Genomic DNA, 21,362 nt, shown 5'->3' on the forward strand with positions numbered 1-21,362 from the left:
ACATGAGCAAAACGAGTTTTCTATGACTGACAAAGACCTGAACAAAGTTAAGCGCAAGGGCACCTTCAAGAGCGCCCCGCTGCCGGTAGAAGCACACGCCGGCGTGGCGCTGACCGGCGAAGAGCTGGTCAAGGTGGCCGTGGCGGCCCTGGAAGACGTCAAGGCCCAGGACATCCAGGTGATCGACGTTCGCGAGAAGCAGAGCATCACCGACTACATGATCATCGCCACCGGTACCTCCAATCGCCAGATCAATGCGATGCTGGAAAAAGTTCGCGAAGAAGTCAAAAAGCAAGGCGCCAAGCCGTTGGGCGAAGAAGGCAAGGGCGAAAGCGACTGGGTGCTGCTGGACATGGACGATGTCATCGTTCACATGATGACCGCGTCGGCGCGCCAGTTCTACGACCTGGAACGCCTGTGGGCAGGCGCCGAGCAGAGCCGTTCGGCCAGTGCCGCGCACCACAGCCCGGAAAACTCCCATGAGCACTTCACCAAGCTCAACAAAGACCAGCAATAAGGGATCGCTGTGCGACTGCGCCTGATCGCCGTCGGTTCTCGCATGCCCAAGTGGGTGGAAGAAGGCTGGCATGAATATGCCAAGCGTCTTCCGTCCGAGCTGGCCCTGGAACTGGTGGAAATTCCGCTCAATACCCGTGGCAAGAACGCTGACGTGGCGCGTTTCATCCGCCAGGAAGGCGAAGCCATGCTGGCCAAGGTCGGGCCGAACGAGCGGATCGTCACGCTCGAAGTCCACGGCAAGCCCTGGAGCACCGAGCAACTGGCGGTGGAGCTCGATCGCTGGCGACTGGATTCGCGCACGGTCAATTTCATGGTCGGTGGCCCGGAAGGGCTGGCGCCTGAAGTCTGTGCGCGGGCCGATCAGCGCTGGTCGTTGTCGCCCCTGACGTTGCCGCACCCACTGGTGCGGATCCTGATCGGTGAACAGTTGTACCGTGCCTGGACAGTCTTGTCCGGGCACCCTTATCACAAGTAATCCTGCCCTCATGCCTCAGCCGATCCGCATCAAGGACCACGAAAAAGACGCCCGTCTGGTGCGGGGCCGCGTCGTGTTCGGGGCTATCGCCGTGGTCACGCTGATCGGCGTGCTGATCGCGCGGCTGTATTTCCTCCAGGTCATCCAGTACGAGTATCACTCGACCCTCTCGGAGAGCAACCGCGTCCACGTACAGCCGATTCCGCCGACCCGAGGGCTGATTTTCGACCGCAATGGCGTGGTGGTGGCCGATAACCGGCCTAGCTTCAGCCTGAGCATGACCCGCGAGCGCTCTGGCGACTGGCAAAAAGTCCTCGACGTGATCGTCGAGGTGCTGCAGTTGACACCCGAGGACCGGGCGATTTTCGAGAAGCGCATGCGCCAGGGCCGGCGCCCCTTCGAGCCGGTGCCGATCATGTTCGAGCTGACCGAAGAGCAGATCGCGCTGATCGCGGTGAACCAGTTCCGCCTGCCCGGCGTCGAGGTGGTGGCGCAGTTGGTGCGGCATTATCCGCAAGGGCCGCACTTTGCCCACTCGGTCGGCTACATGGGACGGATCAACGAGAAAGAGCTCAAGACCCTCGATCCGGTCAACTACAGCGGCACCCACCATATCGGCAAGACCGGTATCGAGCGTTTCTACGAGGCCGAGCTGCACGGCCAGGTGGGATACGAGGAAGTCGAGACCAACGCCCGAGGCCGGGTGTTGCGGGTGCTCAAGCGCACCGACCCGATTCCTGGCAAGGACATCGTCCTGAGCCTGGACATCAAGTTGCAGGAAGCCGCCGAAGCGGCGCTGGGCGGACGGCGTGGCGCCGTGGTCGCGTTGGACCCCAGCACCGGCGAAGTCCTGGCGATGGTCAGCCAGCCAAGCTTCGACCCGAACCTGTTCGTCACCGGCATCAGCTTCAAGGCCTACGCCGAGCTGCGCGATTCCATCGACCGGCCGCTGTTCAACCGCGTGTTGCGCGGCCTGTATCCGCCGGGGTCGACCATCAAGCCGGCCGTGGCGATCGCCGGGCTGGATGCCGGCGTGGTCACTGCATCGAGCCGGGTCTATGACCCCGGTTATTACCAACTGCCGAACTACGACCACAAGTACCGCAACTGGAACCGCACCGGTGACGGCTACGTGGACCTGGAAACGGCGATCATGCGCTCCAACGATACCTACTTCTATGACCTGGCCCACAAGCTGGGGATCGATCGGTTGTCGTCCTACATGAACAAGTTCGGTCTCGGCCAGAAAGTCTCCCTGGACATGTTCGAAGAATCGCCGGGCCTGATGCCGTCTCGGGAGTGGAAGCGCGCGACCCGCCGACAGGCCTGGTTCCCGGGCGAAACCTTGATCCTGGGGATCGGCCAGGGCTACATGCAGGCCACGCCGTTGCAACTGGCCCAGGCCACGGCTCTGGTGGCGAGCAAGGGCAAGTGGTATCGCCCGCACCTGGCCAAGACCATCGAGGGCCAGAAGCCCGTGGATCCGGACCCGGTGCCGGACATCATCCTGCGCAATCCATCGGACTGGCAGAAGGTCAACATCGGCATGCAACAGGTAATGCACGGTGCCCGGGGCACGGCGCGCAAGGCTTCCATCGGTGCGCAATACCGGATCGCCGGCAAGAGCGGGACCGCCCAGGTCGTGGCCATCAAGCAGGGTGAGAAGTACGACCGCTCCAAGGTCCAGGAGCGCCACCGCGACCACGCCTTGTTCGTCGGTTTCGCGCCGGCCGATAACCCGAAGATCGTCGTCTCGGTAATGGTCGAGAACGGTGAGTCCGGTTCTGGTGTCGCCGCGCCGGTGGTGCGCCAGGTCATGGACGCCTGGCTGCTGGATGAGCACGGCCAGCTCAAGCCCGAATTCGCAAGCCCGATCAGCGCGGAGGCTACGGCCCGTGAAGAATAATTTCGACCGCATCCTCTCCAGCGAAGATGTGATGCGCCGTCGCGCCACGTTGCTGCAGCGCATGCACATCGACGGTCCGCTGCTGATCCTGCTGCTGACACTGGCGGCCGGCAGCCTGTTCGTACTTTATTCAGCCAGCGGCAAGAATTGGGACCTGCTGGCCAAGCAGGCCACCTCGTTCGGCATCGGCCTGGTGTCGATGATCGTCATCGCCCAACTCGAACCACGCTTCATGGCGCGCTGGGTGCCACTGGCCTATGTGGTCGGCGTGGGGTTGCTGGTGGTGGTGGACATCATGGGTCATAACGCCATGGGCGCCACCCGCTGGATCAACATCCCCGGGGTGATCCGTTTCCAGCCCTCGGAATTTCTCAAGATCATCATGCCGGCGACCATTGCCTGGTACCTGGCCAAACGCTCGTTGCCGCCGCAACTCAAGCATGTATGTATCAGCCTGTTGCTGATCGGTATCCCGTTCATCCTGATCGTGCGCCAGCCGGACCTGGGCACTTCGCTGCTGATCCTGGCCGGCGGCGCGTTCGTGCTGTTCATGGGCGGGTTGCGCTGGCGCTGGATCCTCAGCGTGATCGCCGCCGCCGTGCCGGTGTCGGTGGCCATGTGGTATTTCGTGATGCACGACTACCAGAAGCAACGCGTCCTGACATTCCTCGACCCGGAAAGCGATCCGCTGGGCACCGGCTGGAACATCATCCAGTCCAAGGCCGCCATCGGTTCCGGTGGGGTGTTCGGCAAGGGTTGGCTGATGGGCACCCAGTCGCACCTGGACTTTTTGCCGGAAAGCCATACCGACTTCATCATTGCCGTGATGGGCGAGGAGTTCGGCCTGGTAGGCATCTGCGTGCTGCTGCTGATCTATCTGCTGCTGATCGGGCGAGGCCTGGTGATCACCGCCCAGGCCCAGACCCTGTTCGGCAAATTGCTTGCTGGCAGCCTGACCATGACTTTTTTTGTTTATGTTTTCGTCAACATCGGTATGGTCAGTGGCCTGTTGCCGGTCGTGGGGGTGCCGTTGCCATTCATTAGCTACGGAGGAACTTCGCTGGTGACGCTACTGTCAGCGTTTGGGGTTTTGATGTCGATTCATACGCATCGCAAATGGATCGCGCAGGTTTGAATAAGGTGAAGAGTTCAATGCAAGCAATGCGTGGCTGGTCGACGCGATATGCGCCGTGGGTCGGCCTGGTCGGCTTACTGGGCTGTGCGCCGCATGCCTTGGCGGGCGAATACGAAGGCTCGCCGCAGGTGGCCGAGTTCGTCGGTGAGATGACCCGCGACTACGGGTTTGCCGGCGAGCAGCTGATGGGGGTGTTCCGCGAGGCCGAGCGCAAGCAGTCGATCCTCGATGCGATCTCCCGGCCCGCCGAGCGCGTCAAGCAGTGGAGCGAGTACCGGCCGATGTTCATCACCGAGGCGCGTATCGCCCGGGGCGTGGACTTCTGGCGTCAGCACGAGGCGGCCCTGGCTCGCGCCGAGCAGGAATATGGCGTGCCGGCCCAGGTCATCGTGTCGATCATTGGCGTTGAAACTTTCTTTGGCCGCAACACCGGCAATTTCCGGGTCATCGACGCATTGTCGACCCTGGGCTTCGATTATCCGCCGCGCGCCGAGTTCTTCCGCAAGGAGCTGCGCGAGTTTCTGCTGTTGGCCCGCGAAGAGCAGGTCGATCCGCTGACTCTCAAGGGTTCCTACGCCGGAGCCATGGGCCTGCCGCAATTCATGCCCAGCAGTTTCCGCGCCTACGCGGTGGATTTCGACGGTGATGGCCACATCAATATCTGGACCAACCCGACCGATGCGATCGGTAGCGTTGCCAGTTATTTCAAGCGCCACGGCTGGGAAGCCGGCGAGCCGGTGGTCAGCCGTGCCGACGTGCGCGGCGAGCAGGTTGACGAGGGCTTGACCGAAGGGATCGAGCCGACGAAAACCGTCGGGGAGTTGCGAGCGCTGGGCTGGTCGAGTCATGATGCGCTGCGTGACGATATGTCGGTCACCGCGATGCGCCTGGAAGGCGAGCAGGGCCCTGAATATTGGATGGGCCTGAAGAATTTCTACGCGATTACGCGTTATAACCGCAGCGTGATGTACGCCATGGCTGTATATCAACTGTCTGAAGAGCTGGTCAAAGCACGGGGCGTCAAATAATGCAGGCATTGCCTACCTATCAACCCCTGAAAGCCAGGCCCCTCAAGCTGGTGGCATTGGCGGCGCTGTCGTTACTGGTTGTCAGTTGTTCGACCAGCCGCGCACCCACCCAGAAAAGCCCCAACGTCGTGCGCGCCACCCCAGGCCTGGACATCAACCGGGCCCACAAGGACGGCGCGCCGTGGTGGGACGTGGATGTCTCGCGCATTCCCGACGCGACGCCGACCCTGCACACCGGCCCCTACAAGGCCAACCCGTATACAGTGCTGGGCAAGACCTATTTCCCGATGGCTGAATCCAAGCGCTACGTCGCCTCGGGCACGGCGTCCTGGTACGGCACCAAGTTCCACGGCCAGAACACCGCCAATGGCGAGGTCTACGACCTCTATGGCATGAGCGCGGCCCACAAGACCTTGCCACTGCCCAGTTATGTGCGGGTGACCAACCTGGACAACAACAAGACGGTGATCCTGCGTGTCAACGACCGTGGGCCGTTCTATTCCGATCGCATCATCGACTTGTCGTATGCGGCGGCGAAAAAGCTCGGTTACGCTGAAACTGGCACCGCGCGGGTAAAAGTCGAGGGCATCGATCCGCAGGAATGGTGGGCCCAGCGCGGCCGTCCGGCGCCTTTGATGCTCAACGAGCCAAAAGTAGCGCAGAATGCCGCGCCAACCGTGACGGCTTCCACCGGCACGGTCGAGCAATGGACCCCACCGCCGCAGCAGCATGCGGCGGCCGTGGTGCCCGTGCAGATCGACGCAAAAAAAAACGCTTCTGCAACAGCGTCTGGCCAGTATCTTCAAGTGGGCGCGTTCGCCAACCCGGACGCTGCAGAACTGTTGAGATCGAAGCTGAGCTCGATGGTCAGCGCGCCGGTGTTCATCAGCTCGATCGTGCGCAACCAGCAGACACTGCATCGGGTGCGCCTGGGGCCGATCGGTTCTCCGGGTGAGGTCCAGCAGGTACAGAACAGCGTGCGCCTGGCCAATCTCGGTTCGCCGAGCCTGGTCACCGCTGAATAATTGATTGAGGCCCGCTTGTGGTTTGGGCGGGTCAGGTTGTTGGCTCGATGAATAACAAAAGCCCGGCAAGGGTTGTGAGTGAGCAACTTAAGTGCGCGGCGGCCCGTTAGAAAGCTGCCTGTTTAGTATTGCCTCCGGGCAGTTTCCATTAGCGATTTCGAGAGACGGATGAACATCACCACCTTTGCCAAACGCCTTTGCCTGCTAGTCCCGCTGCTTCTCTCACCGGCCGCGTTCGCGGTCGAGATGATGCCGGCGCCGCCTCAATTGGCCGCCAAATCCTTTGTGCTCATGGATGCCAGCAGCGGCGAGGTGCTGGTGGAAAACAACGGTGACCAGCGTCTGCCACCGGCCAGCCTGACCAAGCTGATGACGGCCTACATCGCCACGCTGGAAATCCGTCGTGGCCAGATCGGTGAAAACGATCCGGTGACCGTCAGCGAGAACGCCTGGCGCACCGGCGGTTCGCGGATGTTCATCAAGGTCGGTTCGCAAGTGACCGTCAGCGACCTGCTGCACGGGATCATCATCCAGTCCGGCAACGACGCCAGCGTCGCCCTGGCCGAGCACATCGCCGGCAGCGAAGACGCATTCGCCGACATGATGAACAAGACCGTGGCCGACCTGGGCATGACCAACAGTCACTTCATGAACCCGACCGGTCTGCCGAACCCGGAGCATTATTCGTCGGCTCACGACATGGCGATCCTGGCGCGGGCCATCATTCATGAAGACCCGGCGCACTACGCCATCTATTCCCAGAAAGAGTTCTTCTGGAATGGCATCAAGCAGCCCAACCGCAACCTGCTGCTGTGGCGCGACAAGACTGTCGACGGTCTGAAGACCGGCCACACCGAGGAAGCGGGTTACTGCATGGTGTCGTCGGCCGTTCGTGACGGCATGCGGCTGATCGCCGTGGTGTTCGGTACCAACAGCGAAGTGGCCCGCGCCGCTGAGACCCAGAAGCTGCTGACCTACGGTTTCCGCTTCTTCGAAACCCAGACCTTCTACCAGAAGGGCACCGAACTGGCCCAGGCCCAGGTCTGGAAAGGCGCCACCAACCAGGTCAAGGCCGGCCTGGCCCAGGACCTGACCATGACCTTGCCTAAAGGCCAGCTCAAGAAGCTCGCCGCCAGCATGACCATGAACCCGCAACTGACCGCGCCGATCGCCAAGGGTGACGTCATCGGCAAGGTCGAAGTCAAACTGGACGACAAAGTGGTGCACAGCGCCGACCTGATCGCGCTGGATGCGGTCGAGGAAGGTGGTATTTTCCGCCGCATGTGGGATAGCATCCGTCTATTCTTCTACGGCTTGTTCAACTGATTTCAAGTGTTGACCTGCATGGCCCCGTTCCTTTCCGGCACGGGGCCATGTTCGTTACCACGGCTTGCGAGGCCGTTACGCCATGACAGACTCCGAAGTAAAGGCGCCAAAGATCGAGTTTCCTTGCGAGGACTACCCGATCAAAGTAATCGGCGACACCGGTGTGGGCTTCAAGGACAAGATCGTCGCGATCCTTGAGAAGCACGCCACCGTTGACCTCAAGACGCTGGCCGAGCGCCAGAGTACCAACGGCAAGTACACGACCATCCAGCTGCATATCATTGCCACCGGCCAGGAACAGCTCTACGACATCAACAGCGAGCTGCGAGCGACCGGTTTCGTGCACATGGTGTTGTGATGCCGGGCACGCTGGGCTTTCGCGAGCTGGGCACGATGGCTTACGAGCCGGTCTGGCATGCCATGCAACGCTTCACGAACGAACGCGGTACCACCGCCGACGATGAAGTCTGGCTGGTCGAGCACCCACCGGTGTTCACCCAGGGCCAGGCGGGCAAGGCCGAGCACTTGTTGTTGCCCGGCGACATCCCGGTGGTGAAGGTCGACCGGGGCGGGCAGGTGACTTACCATGGGCCCGGCCAACTGGTCGCCTATCTGTTGCTGGATGTGCGCAAGCTGGGATTCGGTGTACGCGAGCTGGTCACCCGCATGGAAACGTGCCTGATCGATTTGCTCGCCAGCTACGGCGTAAGCGCGGCGGCAAAGCCCGATGCGCCGGGCGTGTACGTCGACGGGGCGAAGATCGCCTCCCTTGGGCTGCGGATCCGCCATGGCTGTTCGTTTCACGGCCTGGCGTTGAACGTGGACATGAATCTTGAGCCGTTTCGACGGATTAATCCCTGTGGCTACGCAGGGCTGGCGATGACCCAGCTGCGCGATCACACAGGATCGATTGAATTTGCCGAGGTAAATGCCCGGCTGCGCGCGCAGCTCGTCAAACACCTCGACTATGCTGAGCAGACGACCCTCACGGGCGGAATCGACTGATATGACTACTGATGCAGTGCAAACCATGATCCCGACGCTGGACGTCACCGAGCGTCCGGCCCCGCGTGCCAAGGTAGAGGCCGGCGTCAAGCTGCGCGGCGCCGAGAAGGTTGCACGCATCCCGGTCAAGATCATCCCGACCACCGAATTGCCGAAGAAGCCCGACTGGATCCGCGTGCGCATCCCGGTCTCTCCGGAAGTCGACCGCATCAAGGCGCTGCTGCGCAAGCACAAGCTGCACAGCGTCTGCGAAGAAGCCTCCTGCCCGAACCTGGGCGAATGCTTCTCCGGCGGCACCGCGACGTTCATGATCATGGGCGACATCTGCACCCGTCGCTGCCCGTTCTGTGACGTCGGCCACGGCCGTCCGAAGCCATTGGACACCAACGAGCCGGAAAGCCTGGCCATCGCCATCGCTGACCTGAAGCTCAAGTACGTGGTCATCACCTCGGTGGACCGCGACGACCTGCGTGACGGCGGTGCCCAGCACTTTGCCGACTGCATCCGCGAAATCCGCAAGCTGTCGCCGAATGTCCAACTGGAAACCCTGGTGCCGGACTACCGCGGCCGCATGGACATCGCCCTGGAAATCACCGCCGCCGAGCCGCCGGATGTGTTCAACCACAACCTGGAAACCGTGCCGCGCCTGTACAAGGCCGCGCGTCCGGGTTCGGATTACCAGTGGTCGTTGACCCTGCTGCAACGCTTCAAGCAAATGATGCCGCATATTCCGACCAAGTCCGGCTTGATGCTGGGCCTGGGTGAGACCGATGAGGAAGTCATCGAAGTCATGAAGCGCATGCGTGAGCATGACATCGACATGTTGACCTTGGGGCAGTACCTGCAACCTTCGCGCAGCCACTTGCCGGTGCAGCGTTTTGTGCACCCGGATACCTTTGCCTGGTTTGCTGAGGAGGGGTACAAGATGGGCTTCAAGAATGTGGCCTCGGGGCCTTTGGTGCGTTCTTCGTATCATGCTGATGAGCAGGCCAAATTGGTCAAGGCTGAGCTTCTGGGGTCCTGATCTTTTAGCTTTGGGTGGTGTGTAGATCCGTTATTGTGTGATGGCGGCTTATGGTTCCGCCCTTACGGCGGGTTACTTTTTTCAGACGCCAAAAAAGTAACCAAAAAGGCTTTGCCCCACCACTCGGTGCCTCGCCTAGGCTCGGCATGCCTGAACGAAGGCATCGTGGTTAACGGGGCGTTTCAGATCAAAAGCAAAAGCAAAAGCGAGGCGGCCTTTAGGCCGACCTGTTTTTTGGTGAGCGCGTTTCTTCTGTGGGGGGCTTGCTTGCGATAGCGATGTGTCAGTTTGCGGTTATGCCGAATGTGCCGGCCTCATCGCGAGCAAGCTCGCTCCCACAGGAGTTTGCGGCGCATATGAATTTTGTGTCGCTCTTGCTTTGGACCTTGATCTTGATCTTGATCTTGGCGCCCCGTTAAACCACGCTGGCCGAACGCAGGCATTGCGCAGTGGATATCCCGGCATGGATGCCGGGATAGCCGCGCTGGGCCATGGATGGCCCTTCGCGGCGGGCCCACGGAGCAATGCCGGAGTGAGGGTACGCCGAGCCTAGGCGAGGTGCCGAGTGGTGGGGCGGAGCGTTTTTGGTTACTTTTGGCGCTCTTTCCAAAAGTGACCCGCTGTAAGAGCGGAACCATAAGCCGCCGTTACCGCAGAAACGGATATTCACACGATTTAAAAATCGGAAAACCCATGGTCCACACTCTAACCCCACATCACCCCGTCCCAGCCCTCCCACCCGAAGGCCTGGTCGGCGTGATCGCCCCCGCCGGCCCCGCCCCCCTGGATACGGAGAAAGCGATCCAATGGATGCGCGCAAGGGGCCACGAACTGCGCATCTTCCCAGGCGTCTACGAAACGAACGGCTACCTCGCCGGCAGCGACGAAACACGCCTCAACGACCTCCACGCCGCCTTCGCCGATCCAGAAGTCAAAGCCATCATCTGCCTGCGCGGCGGCTACGGCACCCCGCGTCTACTCGATCGCATCGACTTCAACCTCTTGAAAGGCAACCCCAAGCCATTCGTAGGCTACAGCGACATCACAGCCCTGCACCTGGCCATCAGCCGCTACGCAGGCTTCGTCACCTTCCACGGCCCCTTGCTCAATGCCGACCTGTTGGGCGACAAGGAGCCATCGACCATTACCTCATTCTTCAGCCTGCTACGCGGGCAATTGAAGGCCGGTGACGTGTTGAGCCATCCGGCAGCGTATCCGTTGACCACAGTCGAACCGGGCATCGCCCACGGCCGTTTGCTGGGGGGCAATCTGTCGATGATTGCCGCGACCATGGGCACGCCCTACGAAATCGACGCCGAAGGGGTGATCCTGCTGGTGGAGGACGTCAACGAGCCGCTTTACCGCATCGATCGCCTGCTCACCCAGCTGCGATTGGCGGGAACCCTGGCCAAATTGCGAGGAGTGCTGTTGGGAGACGTGGCGGGTGTGGACGTCGAGGCGTTGAATCGCTTGTTCAAGCAGACCTTCGCGCCGTTGCGCATCCCGGTGTTGTCGGGTTGGCGCAGCGGGCACTGTGATCCGAACCTGACGTTGCCCATGGGGGCGCTGGTGACGCTGGATGCGGGGGAGAAGAGGCTGGTGTTGGGGCAGGATGTGGTGGTCAGTCGCTAGTTATTGAGCGTTTGCAAATCAGTCATCGCGAGCAGGCTCGCTCCCACAGGCTTTCCAAGGACCTTGTGGGAGCGAGCCTGCTCGCGATGGCGATACTCCGCCATAAGCGGCTTCAACGGCTACGCAACGCTTCCAGCAATTTGTGCGTCGGATACCCATCCGCCGGCCAGCCAAGCGACTGCTGGGCGCTGCGGATCGCCTTGCGGGTATTGGCGCCGATGATGCCGTCGGGGTTGCCAGCGTCGTAATTATGTTTGCCCAGCAGGGTCTGCAATTCGATGCGTTCGCTGCGGCTCAGGGGCAAGTCGTCCTTTGGCCATGAGCCGTCAATCAGCCCTGCGCCGCTGAAACGCTCCGACAGCAGGCTGACCGCCAATGCATAGGACGACGAGTTGTTGTATTTGAGAATTGCACGGAAGTTATCGAGCACCAGGAACGCCGGGCCGCGATAGCCCGCGGGCAACAGCAGGGCTGCCGACAAATGTTCGGAGCCGGCCGGCGGCTGGGCGCCGTTGGGCAGGCTTACACCCAGTTGCAGCCACTCGGCGACGGGCTTGCGGATCAAGCCGTCGGCCAGCGGATAGTCGAAGCCTTCCTTCAGCCGCACCTCGAACCCCCACGGCTGGCCGCGCTGCCATCCGGAGTTTTGCAAGTAATGCGCGGTCGAGGCCAGGGCGTCGGTAGAGCTGCCCCAGATGTCCCGGCGGCCGTCGCCGTCGAAGTCCACCGCATGGGTGTTGTAGGTGGTTGGAATGAACTGGGTCTGGCCCATGGCGCCGGCCCAGGAGCCGAGCATTTTTTCTGGCGTGATATCGCCCTGTTGCAGGATCTGCAGCGCGGCGATCAGTTGTGCGTGGGCAAAACCTGGGCGTCGTCCTTCATAGGCCAGGGTCGCCAAGGAGTTGATGACCGCCTTGGTGCCCTGGAACTGGCCGAAATTGCTCTCCATGCCCCACACCGCCACCAACGCCGCGCGATCGACGCCATAGCGTTGCTCGATGCTTTGCAGGATATCGGCGTGCTGCTGGACCAACGCCTGGCCCTTGCGTACCCGCAGAGGCGACAACGCTCCGTCGAGGTATTCCCACACCGGCCGGGTGAATTCAGGTTGGCTGCGATCGGCCTTGATCACGCTCATGTCCGGACTGACGCCGATGAAGGCGCGGTCGAACAGGTCGGCTCGAATCCCGGCGGCCAATGCCTGCTTGCGGAACCCGGCTTGCCATTCGGCAAAGGTCTGGGTGGGCACGATGGCCAGGTCGTCCCCGGTAGGCACGACAGGCGGCACGATAGCCGGCGCTGTCACGACGGGAGCGGTCTGGAGCGGTTGGGCGTCGGCGGCGGTGGGTTTCTCTGCACAGGCCACCAGCAGGACAACGCTTGTGGCGGCAATCAATTGGCGCAAAGGCCAACCACGGGGAAGACAGAAGGGCATTCAGGGGTCCAGAAAATCAAATCAGGTGCTGACCTTAACATGCGAAAGGGCTGTAGGGCTTGTCCAGGTGTTTCATGCCGCCAGAAAGCAAGAAGCCTCCCAGTTGTCAGACTGGAAGGCTTCGCGGCGGTAGCTGCCTTTGCCCTTGGCGGGTCGTTCCTGGCGGCTGCGGAACAGGGGTTGGGCGACGATGGACTTGGCTTTGTTGGGGCCATGCCTGGATGGCTTTTTGCTCATGATTGGATCTCTCGTAGGGGTGGTTGTGCGGGGGGAATCATGGGACAGGACTGGGGTTTTGTCCAGTCCCTGCATTGCGTAGGAAATTTCAAGATGGCGAGGGGATTGTGGCTCCCTCGCCACAAAATCATGCTTGACACAAAAAGTCTGTTGCTTGGAAAAGAGGTTTATTCCGCGGGTAAAGGGAGTCGTTGTCCGGCCATCAACAACGACAACCGACTGAGGCTCATCCACGGCGAGCCGGCGGCCTGGCCCTTGATCTGCGCGTCGATGCGCTGGGCCTCGAGCAGCAATTGGGCCCAGCGTGACGCGGAATAGCGTTGCAGCGCCTTGCTCATCAGCGGTTTGCGCTTGTCCCACACTGGCGGGCGAGCCTGACTGAAGGCCTTGTCCAGGGGCACCCCCTGGCTGTATTGCAGCGACAGGTTGGCCAGCAGCCGCAGCTCCCGGGCCAGGGCCCAGAGGATCACCGGAGGTTCGACGCCTTCGCCCCGCAGGCCTTCGAGCATGCGCAAGGCATGAGCGGCTTCGCCGTTGAGGATTGCGTCGGTCAGCCCGAAGACATCGAAGCGGGCGCTGTCAGCCACGGCGGCCTGCACCGTTTCCACGGTGATCTGGCCGCCCTCGGCCATCAGCTTGAGCTTTTCGACTTCCTGGGCGGCGGCCAACAGGTTGCCTTCGACCCGGGCGGCAATCAGTTCAACCGCGTCCTGGCTGGCCGATAGACCGGCCTGGGACAGGCGTTGGCGGATCCAGTTCGGCAGCTGGCTGGCATCCACCGGCCAGATCTGCACGAACTGGGTCTGTGGACCTTCGACCAGCGCCTTGCCCCATTTGGTTTTCTGCGCGCTGCCGTCGAGTTTCGGCAGGCTGATGAGCAGCACCGTGTCTTCGGCCGGTCGCGAGCAATATTCGATCAGCGCGGCGGCGCCTTTGTCACCGGGTTTGCCCGAGGGCAAGCGCAGTTCCAGCAGGCGTTTTTCGGCAAACAGCGACATGCTCGCCCCTGCCAGCAGCAGCGTGCCCCAGTCGAAACTGGCGTCGGCCGCGAACACCTGGCGTTCGTCGAAGCCTTGTTGGCGAGCGGCGGAGCGGATGGCGTCGGCGGCTTCCTGGCACAGCAGCGGGTCATCGCCGCTGATGATGTAGACCGGCGCGAGGGCGCCTTGCAGGTGTTTGCCGAGTTGGGCGGGGGCCAGTTTCATAAACGCTGTTCAGGAGAGAAGGCGAGCGGGGCGCCGAGGCGCCCCGCAAGGCTTATGGAGCAGGAATTTGCATAGGCGATTGTTGCGGGGTTTCCGCTTCCGCCTTGCGTGCTGCTTCCAGCGCTTCGGCTTCGGCCTTGGCCTTGGCGTCGGCGGTCTGTTGCAGTTGCTCCAACTGGGCCGGGCTCAGTTGTTGCAGGCGCAGCATCATCCGTTGTACCAGGTCGCGACGCATTTCTTCGCGTACTTCGCTGGACTCCTGGTCGGAGCCGGTGATGTTGTTGCCGTCATGCAGGTAGACCTTCTGTACTTGCAGCTTGTCGTCCAGCAGCACCAGGTTGTTTTGCCCGCGGATTTCATAGTTCAGCACGTTGTTGAGCTCGTATTCGGCCGAGCGACCGGCGCCGGCATAGCTCAGGCTGCGCTGGCTTTGCTGTTCGCGGGTCAATACCAGCTTGTACGGCGCACCGCTGTAGACTTTCACGCCGCTGTCTTCCAGCGTGTCGCGCAATGCTTTTACGGTATCGCCATAGGCGTCGCGCGCGCTGAGGTCCAGTTCGGTGATGGCCAGTTCGGTGGTGCCGGTGCCGCGCAGCTGGAAGCCGCAGGCGCTCAACAGGACCGCCAGGCCCATAACCAGCAGATTACGTTTGATCATCTTGTTGCTCCCCTTGAAACCCATGGGCCGAGCGTGCGGCCCCGCAGGTCAAATTCGGCGCCGGGCCCTTGGCCCGGACGCCCGATCCAATTAGCTTGCGACGATGTTGACCAGTTTGCCGGGCACGACGATCACTTTGCGGATTGTCAGGCCATCGACGAAGCGCAGCACGTTTTCGTTGGCCCGCGCGGCGGCTTCGACTTCTTCGCGCGTGGCGGCGGCCGGCATTTCGATCTGGCCACGCAGTTTGCCGTTGACCTGGATGACCAGGGTCAGGCTGTCCTGCACGAGCGCACTTTCGTCCACCAGCGGCCAGCGGGCGTCGATCACCGGGTCAGCGTGACCCAGGCGATTCCACAACTCGTGGCTGATGTGCGGGGTGATCGGCGCCAGCAGCAGCGTCACTGCTTCCAGGCCTTCGTGAATCAGTGCGCGATCCTGCTCGGTGCCTTGGGCGGCTTTTTCCAGTACGTTCATCAGCGTCATCACCTGGGCGATGGCGGTGTTGAATTTGTGGTTCTGGCCGACGTCGTGGCTGGCCTGCTTGATCGCCAGGTGAATCGAACGACGGACGGCTTTCTGGTCATCGTTCAGGCTGGCGACGTCCAGTTTGCCCGGCAGGCCCTGGGTGACGTGGGCCTGGGCCAGGCGCCAGACGCGCTTGAGGAAGCGGTGCGAGCCCTCGACGCCGGAGTCGGACCATTCGGCGCTCATGTCCGGTGGCGAGGCGAACATCATGAACAGGCGGCAGGTGTCCGCGCCGAACTGGTCGATCATCGACTGAGGGTCGACGCCGTTGTTCTTCGACTTGGCCATTTTCTCGGTGCCGCCGATTTCCACCGGCAGGCCGTCGGCGATCAGCTTGGCGCTGATGACCTTGGCCTTGCTGTCGCGTTCGAGTTCGACGTCGCTCGGGTTGAACCACGTGTAGGCACCGTTGGCTTCGCGACGATAGTACGTCTCGGCGATCACCATGCCCTGGGTCAGCAGGTTCTTGAACGGCTCGTTTGAACTCACCAGGCCTTCGTCACGCATCAGCTTGTGGAAGAAGCGCGCGTAGAGCAGGTGAAGAATGGCGTGTTCGATGCCGCCGATGTATTGATCCACCGGCAACCAGTGGTCAGCCGCGGATTTTTCCACCAGGCCGCCTTCAAAGTGCGGCGAGGCGTAGCGGGCGTAGTACCACGAGGACTCGACGAAGGTGTCCATGGTGTCGGTTTCACGCTTGGCCGGTGCGCCGCATTTCGGGCAGCTGCACTCGTAGAACTCGGGCATGCGCGCCAGGGGCGAACCGGCGCCGTCGGGTACGACGTCTTCCGGCAGGACCACCGGCAGCTGATCTTCCGGCACCGGTACGTCACCGCAGGTGTCGCAATGCACGATCGGGATCGGGCAACCCCAGTAGCGCTGGCGGCTGATGCCCCAGTCGCGCAGGCGGAACTGGGTGCGCGAGGCACCGAGGTTCTTCTTGATCAGGGCCACTTCGATGGCATCGAAGGCGCCAGCGAAATCCAGGCCGTCGAACTCACCGGAATTGATCAGCTCGCCGTGTTCGCCGTAGGCGTCCTGCCAAGGCGCTGGTGTCTGGTCGCCGGCGCTGGTGCGCACGACTGGCTTGACCGGCAGGTTGTATTTGTGGGCGAACTCGAAATCACGCTCGTCGTGGGCGGGCACCGCCATGACCGCGCCGTCGCCGTAGTGCATCAGCACGTAGTTGGCGACCCACACCGGCAGTTTCTCGCCGGTGAGCGGGTGCTCGACGAACAACGAAGTCGGCAGGCCTTTCTTCTCTTGGGTGGCGACGTCGGCTTCGGCGACGCTGCCGCCTTTGCATTCGGCGATGAACGCCTGCAAATCGGGGTTGTTCCGCGCTGCCAGAGTCGCCAGCGGATGCTCGGCGGCCACGGCCACGTAAGTGGCGCCCATCAGGGTGTCCGGACGGGTGGTGAAGACCTTCAGGGTGCCGGCTTCGCCAATGGAGGCGACGTCGTAGGGGAACTGCACTTCCATGCCCCGGGACTTGCCGATCCAGTTGCGCTGCATGGTCTTGACTTGCTCGGGCCAGCCGGTCAGCTCGTCGAGGCTCTCCAGGAGTTCATCCGCGTAGGCGGTGATCTTGAAGTAGTACATCGGGATCTCGCGCTTTTCGATCAGCGCGCCGGAGCGCCAGCCGCGACCGTCGATCACTTGCTCGTTGGCCAGTACGGTCTGGTCCACCGGGTCCCAGTTCACGGTGCCGTTCTTGCGGTAGATCACGCCTTTCTCGAACAGGCGGGTGAACAGCCATTGTTCCCAGCGATAGTAGTCGGGCTTGCAGGTGGTCACCTCGCGGGACCAGTCCACCGCCAGGCCCAGGCTGCGCAGCTGGGTCTTCATGTACGCGATGTTTTCGTACGTCCACTTGGCGGGGGCGACGTTGTTCTTCATCGCGGCGTTTTCCGCCGGCATGCCGAAGGCGTCCCAACCCATGGGTTGCAGGACATTCTTGCCTTGCATGCGCTGGTAGCGGGAGATCACGTCGCCGATGGTGTAGTTGCGCACGTGCCCCATGTGTAGCTTGCCGCTGGGGTAAGGGAACATCGACAGGCAGTAGTACGTCTCCTTGCCTGGCTGTTCACTGACTTCAAAGGACTTTTGCTCGTCCCAGAACGACTGGGCGGCGGCTTCGATTTCACGGGGCTGGTAGTGTTCGTGCATGGCTACTTTTGTACTGAATGGGGTGGCCCAATCCTCTTCATTGCCATGCTGGACGCAGATGACGCCGAATGCGGCGTTTTCGATGCCCAGCCAAGCTGGAAGTGGAGTTACAGGAAGCGCCGTAGCATACATGACCGCGCTCCGCCGAGGGAAACCCTGATTGCTGCTCAACCATTGCCGAGCCTTTTGCCGACCATTGGCGACGACCGGGGTTCTGGGCCGTTGGTCGCGGCGTCCAGCCGGTTTGCCCAGCGAAGCTAAGCTTCTGAATGGGGAGTGAGTCTTATCTTCAATGAGGTGAGGGATGGTTGAATCACAACGAAAAGTCGCTACACCTGAGTTGTATGAAAAACTGATCGATCGCCTGGGGATGGCCTTGGACGCCGCAAGAACCGCCGGTCGCTTGCGTGATGAACGCCCGGCAGAGCTGGAACTGCGAGGCCTGAGCCCCGCAGAGTTCGAGCTGGTCAAGGCTTACCTTGAACAGGCCGGGCACCAGGCCTCAGCAAATGGGGCCCAGGCAAACAAGCGTCTCGAAGCGCCCCGATCGGCCAAGATTGTCTGGCTCAAGGATCGGACGCCCGACAAGGATGCTGTAAAGGTCCGGTCCCTGCAGTTCAAGTAAAGGCCGGATTCACGCGTGTCGCTTTTTTTTGATTCGAGGTTCTTGGAATCTGTTGTCGCTTTGCGTCAACCCACCTAGGCTTCGGGCATCTATGGAGATGCCCGATGCCGTTTCGCTATTTCATCAAACAACTTCTATTGCCGCCTGGCATTCTTTTGTTGTTGCTGGCGCTCGCCTGGTGGTGGCGCAACTCTCGCCCGCGGCTGGCCCGCTTGTGTTTCGCCGTGGGCCTGGGTGGTTTCTGGTTGATGAGCCTGCCGGTGGTGGTGCAATGGAGCGCCAAGGCGTTGGAGCGCGAACCGCCATTGCTGCGCAGTGACTGGATGAGCTTGGCCCAAAGGGCCGATGCCATCGTGGTGCTGGGCTCCGGTCGTGAGCGCGGCGATCTGGCCTGGGGCGCCGACCAGCCCACTGGCATTGGCCTTGAGCGCCAGCGTTATGCGGCGCGGCTGGCCAAGGCATCCGGGCTGCCGGTGCTGACCAGCGGTGGCTTGCACTACGGTACGCCGCCCAGCGAGGCGAAGCTGATGGCCGACTCGATGCTCGAAGATTTCGGCGTGACGGTGCGCTGGCAGGAAGAGCGTAGCCGCACCACGTGGGAAAATGCCCAAATGAGTGCGCAAGTGTTGCTGTCCGAAGGTATCAAGCGCGTCGTAGTCGTGACCCATGCATCGCATATGCCGAGGGCGGTGTGGAGTTTCGAGCGGGCGGGGTTTGAGGTCGTGCCGGCGCCGATGGGTTTCCTCGGCCAGGATAACGCCCGGCCGCTGGGCGGCTGGATGCCGGAATTCAAGGCGATCTGGCAATCGGGGCAGTTGATGAACGAGGCGGTGGGGCAGGTGGGGTATAGGTTGTTCTACCGCTGAAACACCGCGTGGAGCGAGGTGATCGCCGTTGTGGCGAGGGCGCTTGCTCCCGCTGGGGCGCGCAGCGGCCCCAAAAAGCGGGGCCTGCTGCGCCCGAAGCGTCGGACCGGTCCAGCGGGAGCAAGCTCCCTCGCCACAGGGATGGGGAAGCGAGTTAAACCGTCTTGGCCATCCGGCTCGCTACCAGCGCCCAACCCAAAAGCAATACACACAAAATGATCAGCGGCCACGAGCGCCATTGAAGGTACGGCGTCAGGTCGTGCATCGGCACCACTTCACCGTAGAGGATGCCGCGTTGGAACTGCGGAATCTGGACGGTGATCTGGCCGAAGGGGTTGATCAGGCCGGTCACGCCATTGTTGGTGGCGCGAATCATCCAGCGCCCGGCCTCCAGCGCGCGCATCTGGGCCATTTGCAAGTGTTGCAACGGGCCGATCGACGTACCGAACCAAGTGTCGTTGCTGATCGTCAGCAACAGGTCGCTTCGCGCTGAAAGGTTGGCAGCGAATTCCGGGTAGACCACTTCGTAGCAAATGAATGGCGCGATCTGGTAACCCTTGGCCTGCAGCAATGGCTGATCCGCCGGGCCTCGGGCGAAATCCGACATTGGCAGGTCGAAAAACGCGATCAGGCCGCGCAGGATATCCTGCAATGGCACGTACTCGCCGAAGGGCACCAGTTTCTGCTTCAGGTAAGTGCCGTCGCCTTCGCCGGTCACGGTGATGCCGTTGAAATAGCGCTTCTCATGACGTACTTCCTGGCGGATCGGTACGCCGGTGATCAGTGCCGAATGCCGCTCGGCGGCGAAACTGCCCATCATGTCCAGGTAGCCCTGGGCGGACTCCTTGAGTACCGGCACGGCCGTTTCCGGCCAGACCAGCAGGTCGACGCGCTTGGACGTGAAGCTCATGTCACGGTACAGCGCCAGTTGCGCGTTGAGCTGCTCGGGGTCCCACTTCATGCTTTGTTCGATGTTGCCCTGGATGGCCGCGACACTCAGCGGCTCGCCCGAGGGGCTGGTCCAGGCATGCCCCTTGAGCGCAAAGCCGGCCGCCCAGGGGCCGATCAGCAAGGCCACACCCGCGACGACGAAGCCTTTGCGCCCGGAACGCAGCAATCGGGGCGCGTTGTACAGCAGCGCGGCGGTCAGGGCCAGGGTGAAGGAGATCAGCCACATGCCACCCAGCGGTGCAAGGCCGGCCAGCGGGCCGTCCAGTTGACTGTAGCCGGAGTAAAGCCAGGGGAATCCGGTCAGGAACCAGCCCCGAAAGGCTTCCTGGCCCAGCCAGAGCGCGGCGAAGGCCAGGGCATCGGCCAACGGTGCCTCGTTGCGCCGCAGCCAGCGCGCCCAGAGCCAGGCGGGCAGGGCGAAGAACCAAGCGATCGCGGCAATGAACAGCAGCATCAAAAGCCCGGCCAGCAGCACCGAGGCGCCACCGAAGTTATGGATGCTGACGTAGATCCAACTGGTGCCGGCGCCAAACAGGCCGAAACCGAAACACCAGCCGCGCCCCAGGGCCTGGCGCGGCGAGAGCTCGCGCAGGCCAGCATAGAACAGCCCGACCGCCAGCAATGCCAGCGGCCAGATATCGAACGGCGCCAGGGCCAGGGTGGTGATCGCACCGGCCGCCACGGCCAGCAGGTTACCGGGCCAGCCGGGGCGGTTTATCCAGCGCATGTGTTTCCTTAGCGGCTCTTGCAGGGTTTAACGGGCAATGGGTGACAGGCGCAGCAGATGAATCCGGCGGCTGTCGGCATTCAGGATGCGGAAGCGCCAGGAGCCGATCTCGGTGGTTTCGTTGCGCTTGGGCAGGTGGCCGAAGGCACTCATCACCAGGCCGCCGACGGTGTCGAACTCATCGTCGGAGAATTCGCTGTCGAAGAACTCGTTGAAGTTCTCGATCGGCGTCAGGGCCTTGATCAGGAAGTCGCCGCTGGGCAAGGGCTTGATGTAGCTGTCTTCCTCGACGTCGTGCTCATCCTCGATGTCGCCGACAATCTGTTCAAGCACGTCTTCGATGGTGACCAGCCCGGCCACGCCGCCGTATTCGTCGATGACGATGGCCATGTGGTTGTGGTTGGCGCGGAATTCACGCAGCAGTACGTTCAGGCGCTTGGACTCGGGCACGAACGTGGCCGGGCGCAGCAGGTCCTTGATATTGAAACTGTCGCCGTTCTCCTGGAGGATCAGCGGCAGCAGGTCCTTGGCCAGCAGCACGCCCATGACGTCGTCATGGCTCTCGCCGACGACCGGGTAGCGCGAGTGAGCGGAGTCGACCACGGCGGGCAGGAATTCGCGGGGAGTCTGGGTCGCCTTGATGCTGATCATCTGCGAGCGCGGGACCATGATGTCCCGAACCTGCAGGTCAGCCACCTGGATGGCGCCTTCGACGATGGCCAGCGCTTCGCTGTCCAGCAATTTGTTCTGGTGTGCATCGCGCAGCAGCTCCAACAGCTCCTGGCGGTTTTTCGGCTCATGGGCAAAAGCCTGGGTGAGCTTGCCCAGCCATGACTTCTGCCCGTTGGTCGATCGATCTTCGCTCATAGCGATTACTCTGAATCCT

The 21,362-nt window shown here is 62.1% G+C and carries 20 protein-coding genes; 13 read left to right on the top strand and 7 right to left on the bottom strand.

The features are described 5' to 3' along the window. Positions 1-22 precede the first annotated feature (22 nt). From rsfS to DOCECA_RS25860, 11 genes are all read left to right on the top strand, one after another. The gene (gene rsfS / locus DOCECA_RS25810) at positions 23-517 is read left to right on the top strand and encodes a ribosome silencing factor (RefSeq protein ID WP_420767336.1); all 495 of its coding nucleotides are present in this window, start codon (positions 23-25) and stop codon (positions 515-517) included. A 9-nt stretch (positions 518-526) separates the two neighbouring features. Continuing rightward, on the top strand, positions 527-994 hold the full coding sequence (gene rlmH, locus DOCECA_RS25815) for a 23S rRNA (pseudouridine(1915)-N(3))-methyltransferase RlmH (protein ID WP_003185785.1): 468 nt from the start codon (positions 527-529) through the stop codon (positions 992-994). A gap of 10 nt (positions 995-1,004) precedes the next feature. Next, complete coding sequence (mrdA, locus tag DOCECA_RS25820; RefSeq protein WP_420767335.1) at positions 1,005-2,900, top strand: penicillin-binding protein 2; 1,896 nt, start codon at positions 1,005-1,007, stop codon at positions 2,898-2,900. 31 nt (positions 2,901-2,931) lie between these two features. Then, positions 2,932-4,035, top strand: a complete 1,104-nt coding sequence (gene rodA / locus DOCECA_RS25825) for a rod shape-determining protein RodA (RefSeq protein ID WP_045157031.1) — start codon at positions 2,932-2,934, stop codon at positions 4,033-4,035. 17 nt (positions 4,036-4,052) lie between these two features. Then, entirely contained in the window at positions 4,053-5,063 is a 1,011-nt protein-coding gene (gene mltB, locus DOCECA_RS25830; protein ID WP_420767334.1) for a lytic murein transglycosylase B, read from the top strand. After that, the gene (locus DOCECA_RS25835; RefSeq protein WP_434562130.1) at positions 5,063-6,088 is read left to right on the top strand and encodes a septal ring lytic transglycosylase RlpA family protein; all 1,026 of its coding nucleotides are present in this window, start codon (positions 5,063-5,065) and stop codon (positions 6,086-6,088) included. Before mltB ends, DOCECA_RS25835 begins: the two co-directional genes overlap by 1 nt. A 168-nt stretch (positions 6,089-6,256) precedes the next feature. Further along, positions 6,257-7,414, top strand: coding sequence for a D-alanyl-D-alanine carboxypeptidase family protein (locus tag DOCECA_RS25840; RefSeq protein ID WP_420767332.1), 1,158 nt, complete (start codon positions 6,257-6,259; stop codon positions 7,412-7,414). 82 nt (positions 7,415-7,496) lie between these two features. Further along, a complete protein-coding gene (locus DOCECA_RS25845; protein ID WP_420767331.1) occupies positions 7,497-7,772 on the top strand; it encodes a DUF493 domain-containing protein in 276 nt (91 codons plus the stop codon). Then, on the top strand, positions 7,772-8,419 hold the full coding sequence (gene lipB / locus DOCECA_RS25850; RefSeq protein WP_434649935.1) for a lipoyl(octanoyl) transferase LipB: 648 nt from the start codon (positions 7,772-7,774) through the stop codon (positions 8,417-8,419). The genes DOCECA_RS25845 and lipB overlap by 1 nt, the downstream gene beginning before the upstream one ends. Position 8,420: 1 nt before the next feature. Beyond that, on the top strand, positions 8,421-9,443 hold the full coding sequence (gene lipA / locus DOCECA_RS25855; RefSeq protein WP_014340371.1) for a lipoyl synthase: 1,023 nt from the start codon (positions 8,421-8,423) through the stop codon (positions 9,441-9,443). A gap of 693 nt (positions 9,444-10,136) precedes the next feature. Beyond that, positions 10,137-11,075, top strand: coding sequence for a S66 peptidase family protein (locus tag DOCECA_RS25860; RefSeq protein WP_434649937.1), 939 nt, complete (start codon positions 10,137-10,139; stop codon positions 11,073-11,075). A 112-nt stretch (positions 11,076-11,187) separates the two neighbouring features. Here the strand turns inward: DOCECA_RS25860 and DOCECA_RS25865 are convergent, their stop codons facing one another. From DOCECA_RS25865 to leuS, 5 genes are all read right to left on the bottom strand, one after another. Continuing rightward, positions 11,188-12,510, bottom strand: coding sequence for a lytic murein transglycosylase (locus DOCECA_RS25865; protein ID WP_445571276.1), 1,323 nt, complete (start codon positions 12,508-12,510; stop codon positions 11,188-11,190). A gap of 72 nt (positions 12,511-12,582) precedes the next feature. Next, a complete protein-coding gene (gene arfA, locus DOCECA_RS25870) occupies positions 12,583-12,747 on the bottom strand; it encodes an alternative ribosome rescue factor ArfA (protein WP_030140368.1) in 165 nt (54 codons plus the stop codon). A gap of 167 nt (positions 12,748-12,914) precedes the next feature. Next, positions 12,915-13,952: a DNA polymerase III subunit delta gene (gene holA, locus DOCECA_RS25875; RefSeq protein WP_420767327.1), complete on the bottom strand. Its 1,038-nt coding sequence runs from the start codon at positions 13,950-13,952 to the stop codon at positions 12,915-12,917. Positions 13,953-14,004: 52 nt separating this feature from the next. After that, on the bottom strand, positions 14,005-14,610 hold the full coding sequence (locus tag DOCECA_RS25880; RefSeq protein ID WP_420767326.1) for an LPS-assembly lipoprotein LptE: 606 nt from the start codon (positions 14,608-14,610) through the stop codon (positions 14,005-14,007). Positions 14,611-14,700: 90 nt separating this feature from the next. Further along, positions 14,701-17,307, bottom strand: coding sequence for a leucine--tRNA ligase (gene leuS / locus DOCECA_RS25885; RefSeq protein ID WP_445571277.1), 2,607 nt, complete (start codon positions 17,305-17,307; stop codon positions 14,701-14,703). Positions 17,308-17,611: 304 nt separating this feature from the next. On the opposite strand from leuS, the gene DOCECA_RS25890 reads away from it, so the two are divergent. Together DOCECA_RS25890 and DOCECA_RS25895 are read left to right on the top strand one after the other, a co-directional pair. After that, the gene (locus DOCECA_RS25890; protein WP_445571278.1) at positions 17,612-17,932 is read left to right on the top strand and encodes a hypothetical protein; all 321 of its coding nucleotides are present in this window, start codon (positions 17,612-17,614) and stop codon (positions 17,930-17,932) included. A 104-nt stretch (positions 17,933-18,036) separates the two neighbouring features. After that, positions 18,037-18,798, top strand: a complete 762-nt coding sequence (locus DOCECA_RS25895) for a YdcF family protein (RefSeq protein WP_445571279.1) — start codon at positions 18,037-18,039, stop codon at positions 18,796-18,798. Positions 18,799-18,952: 154 nt separating this feature from the next. Here the strand turns inward: DOCECA_RS25895 and lnt are convergent, their stop codons facing one another. Continuing rightward, a complete protein-coding gene (lnt, locus tag DOCECA_RS25900; RefSeq protein ID WP_445571280.1) occupies positions 18,953-20,476 on the bottom strand; it encodes an apolipoprotein N-acyltransferase in 1,524 nt (507 codons plus the stop codon). A 27-nt stretch (positions 20,477-20,503) separates the two neighbouring features. Continuing rightward, positions 20,504-21,343 (bottom strand): HlyC/CorC family transporter, encoded by an 840-nt coding sequence (locus DOCECA_RS25905; RefSeq protein WP_420767321.1) that lies wholly within the window; start codon positions 21,341-21,343, stop codon positions 20,504-20,506. Positions 21,344-21,362: the final 19 nt, after the last annotated feature.

This window comes from Pseudomonas sp. E102, assembly GCF_052660185.1.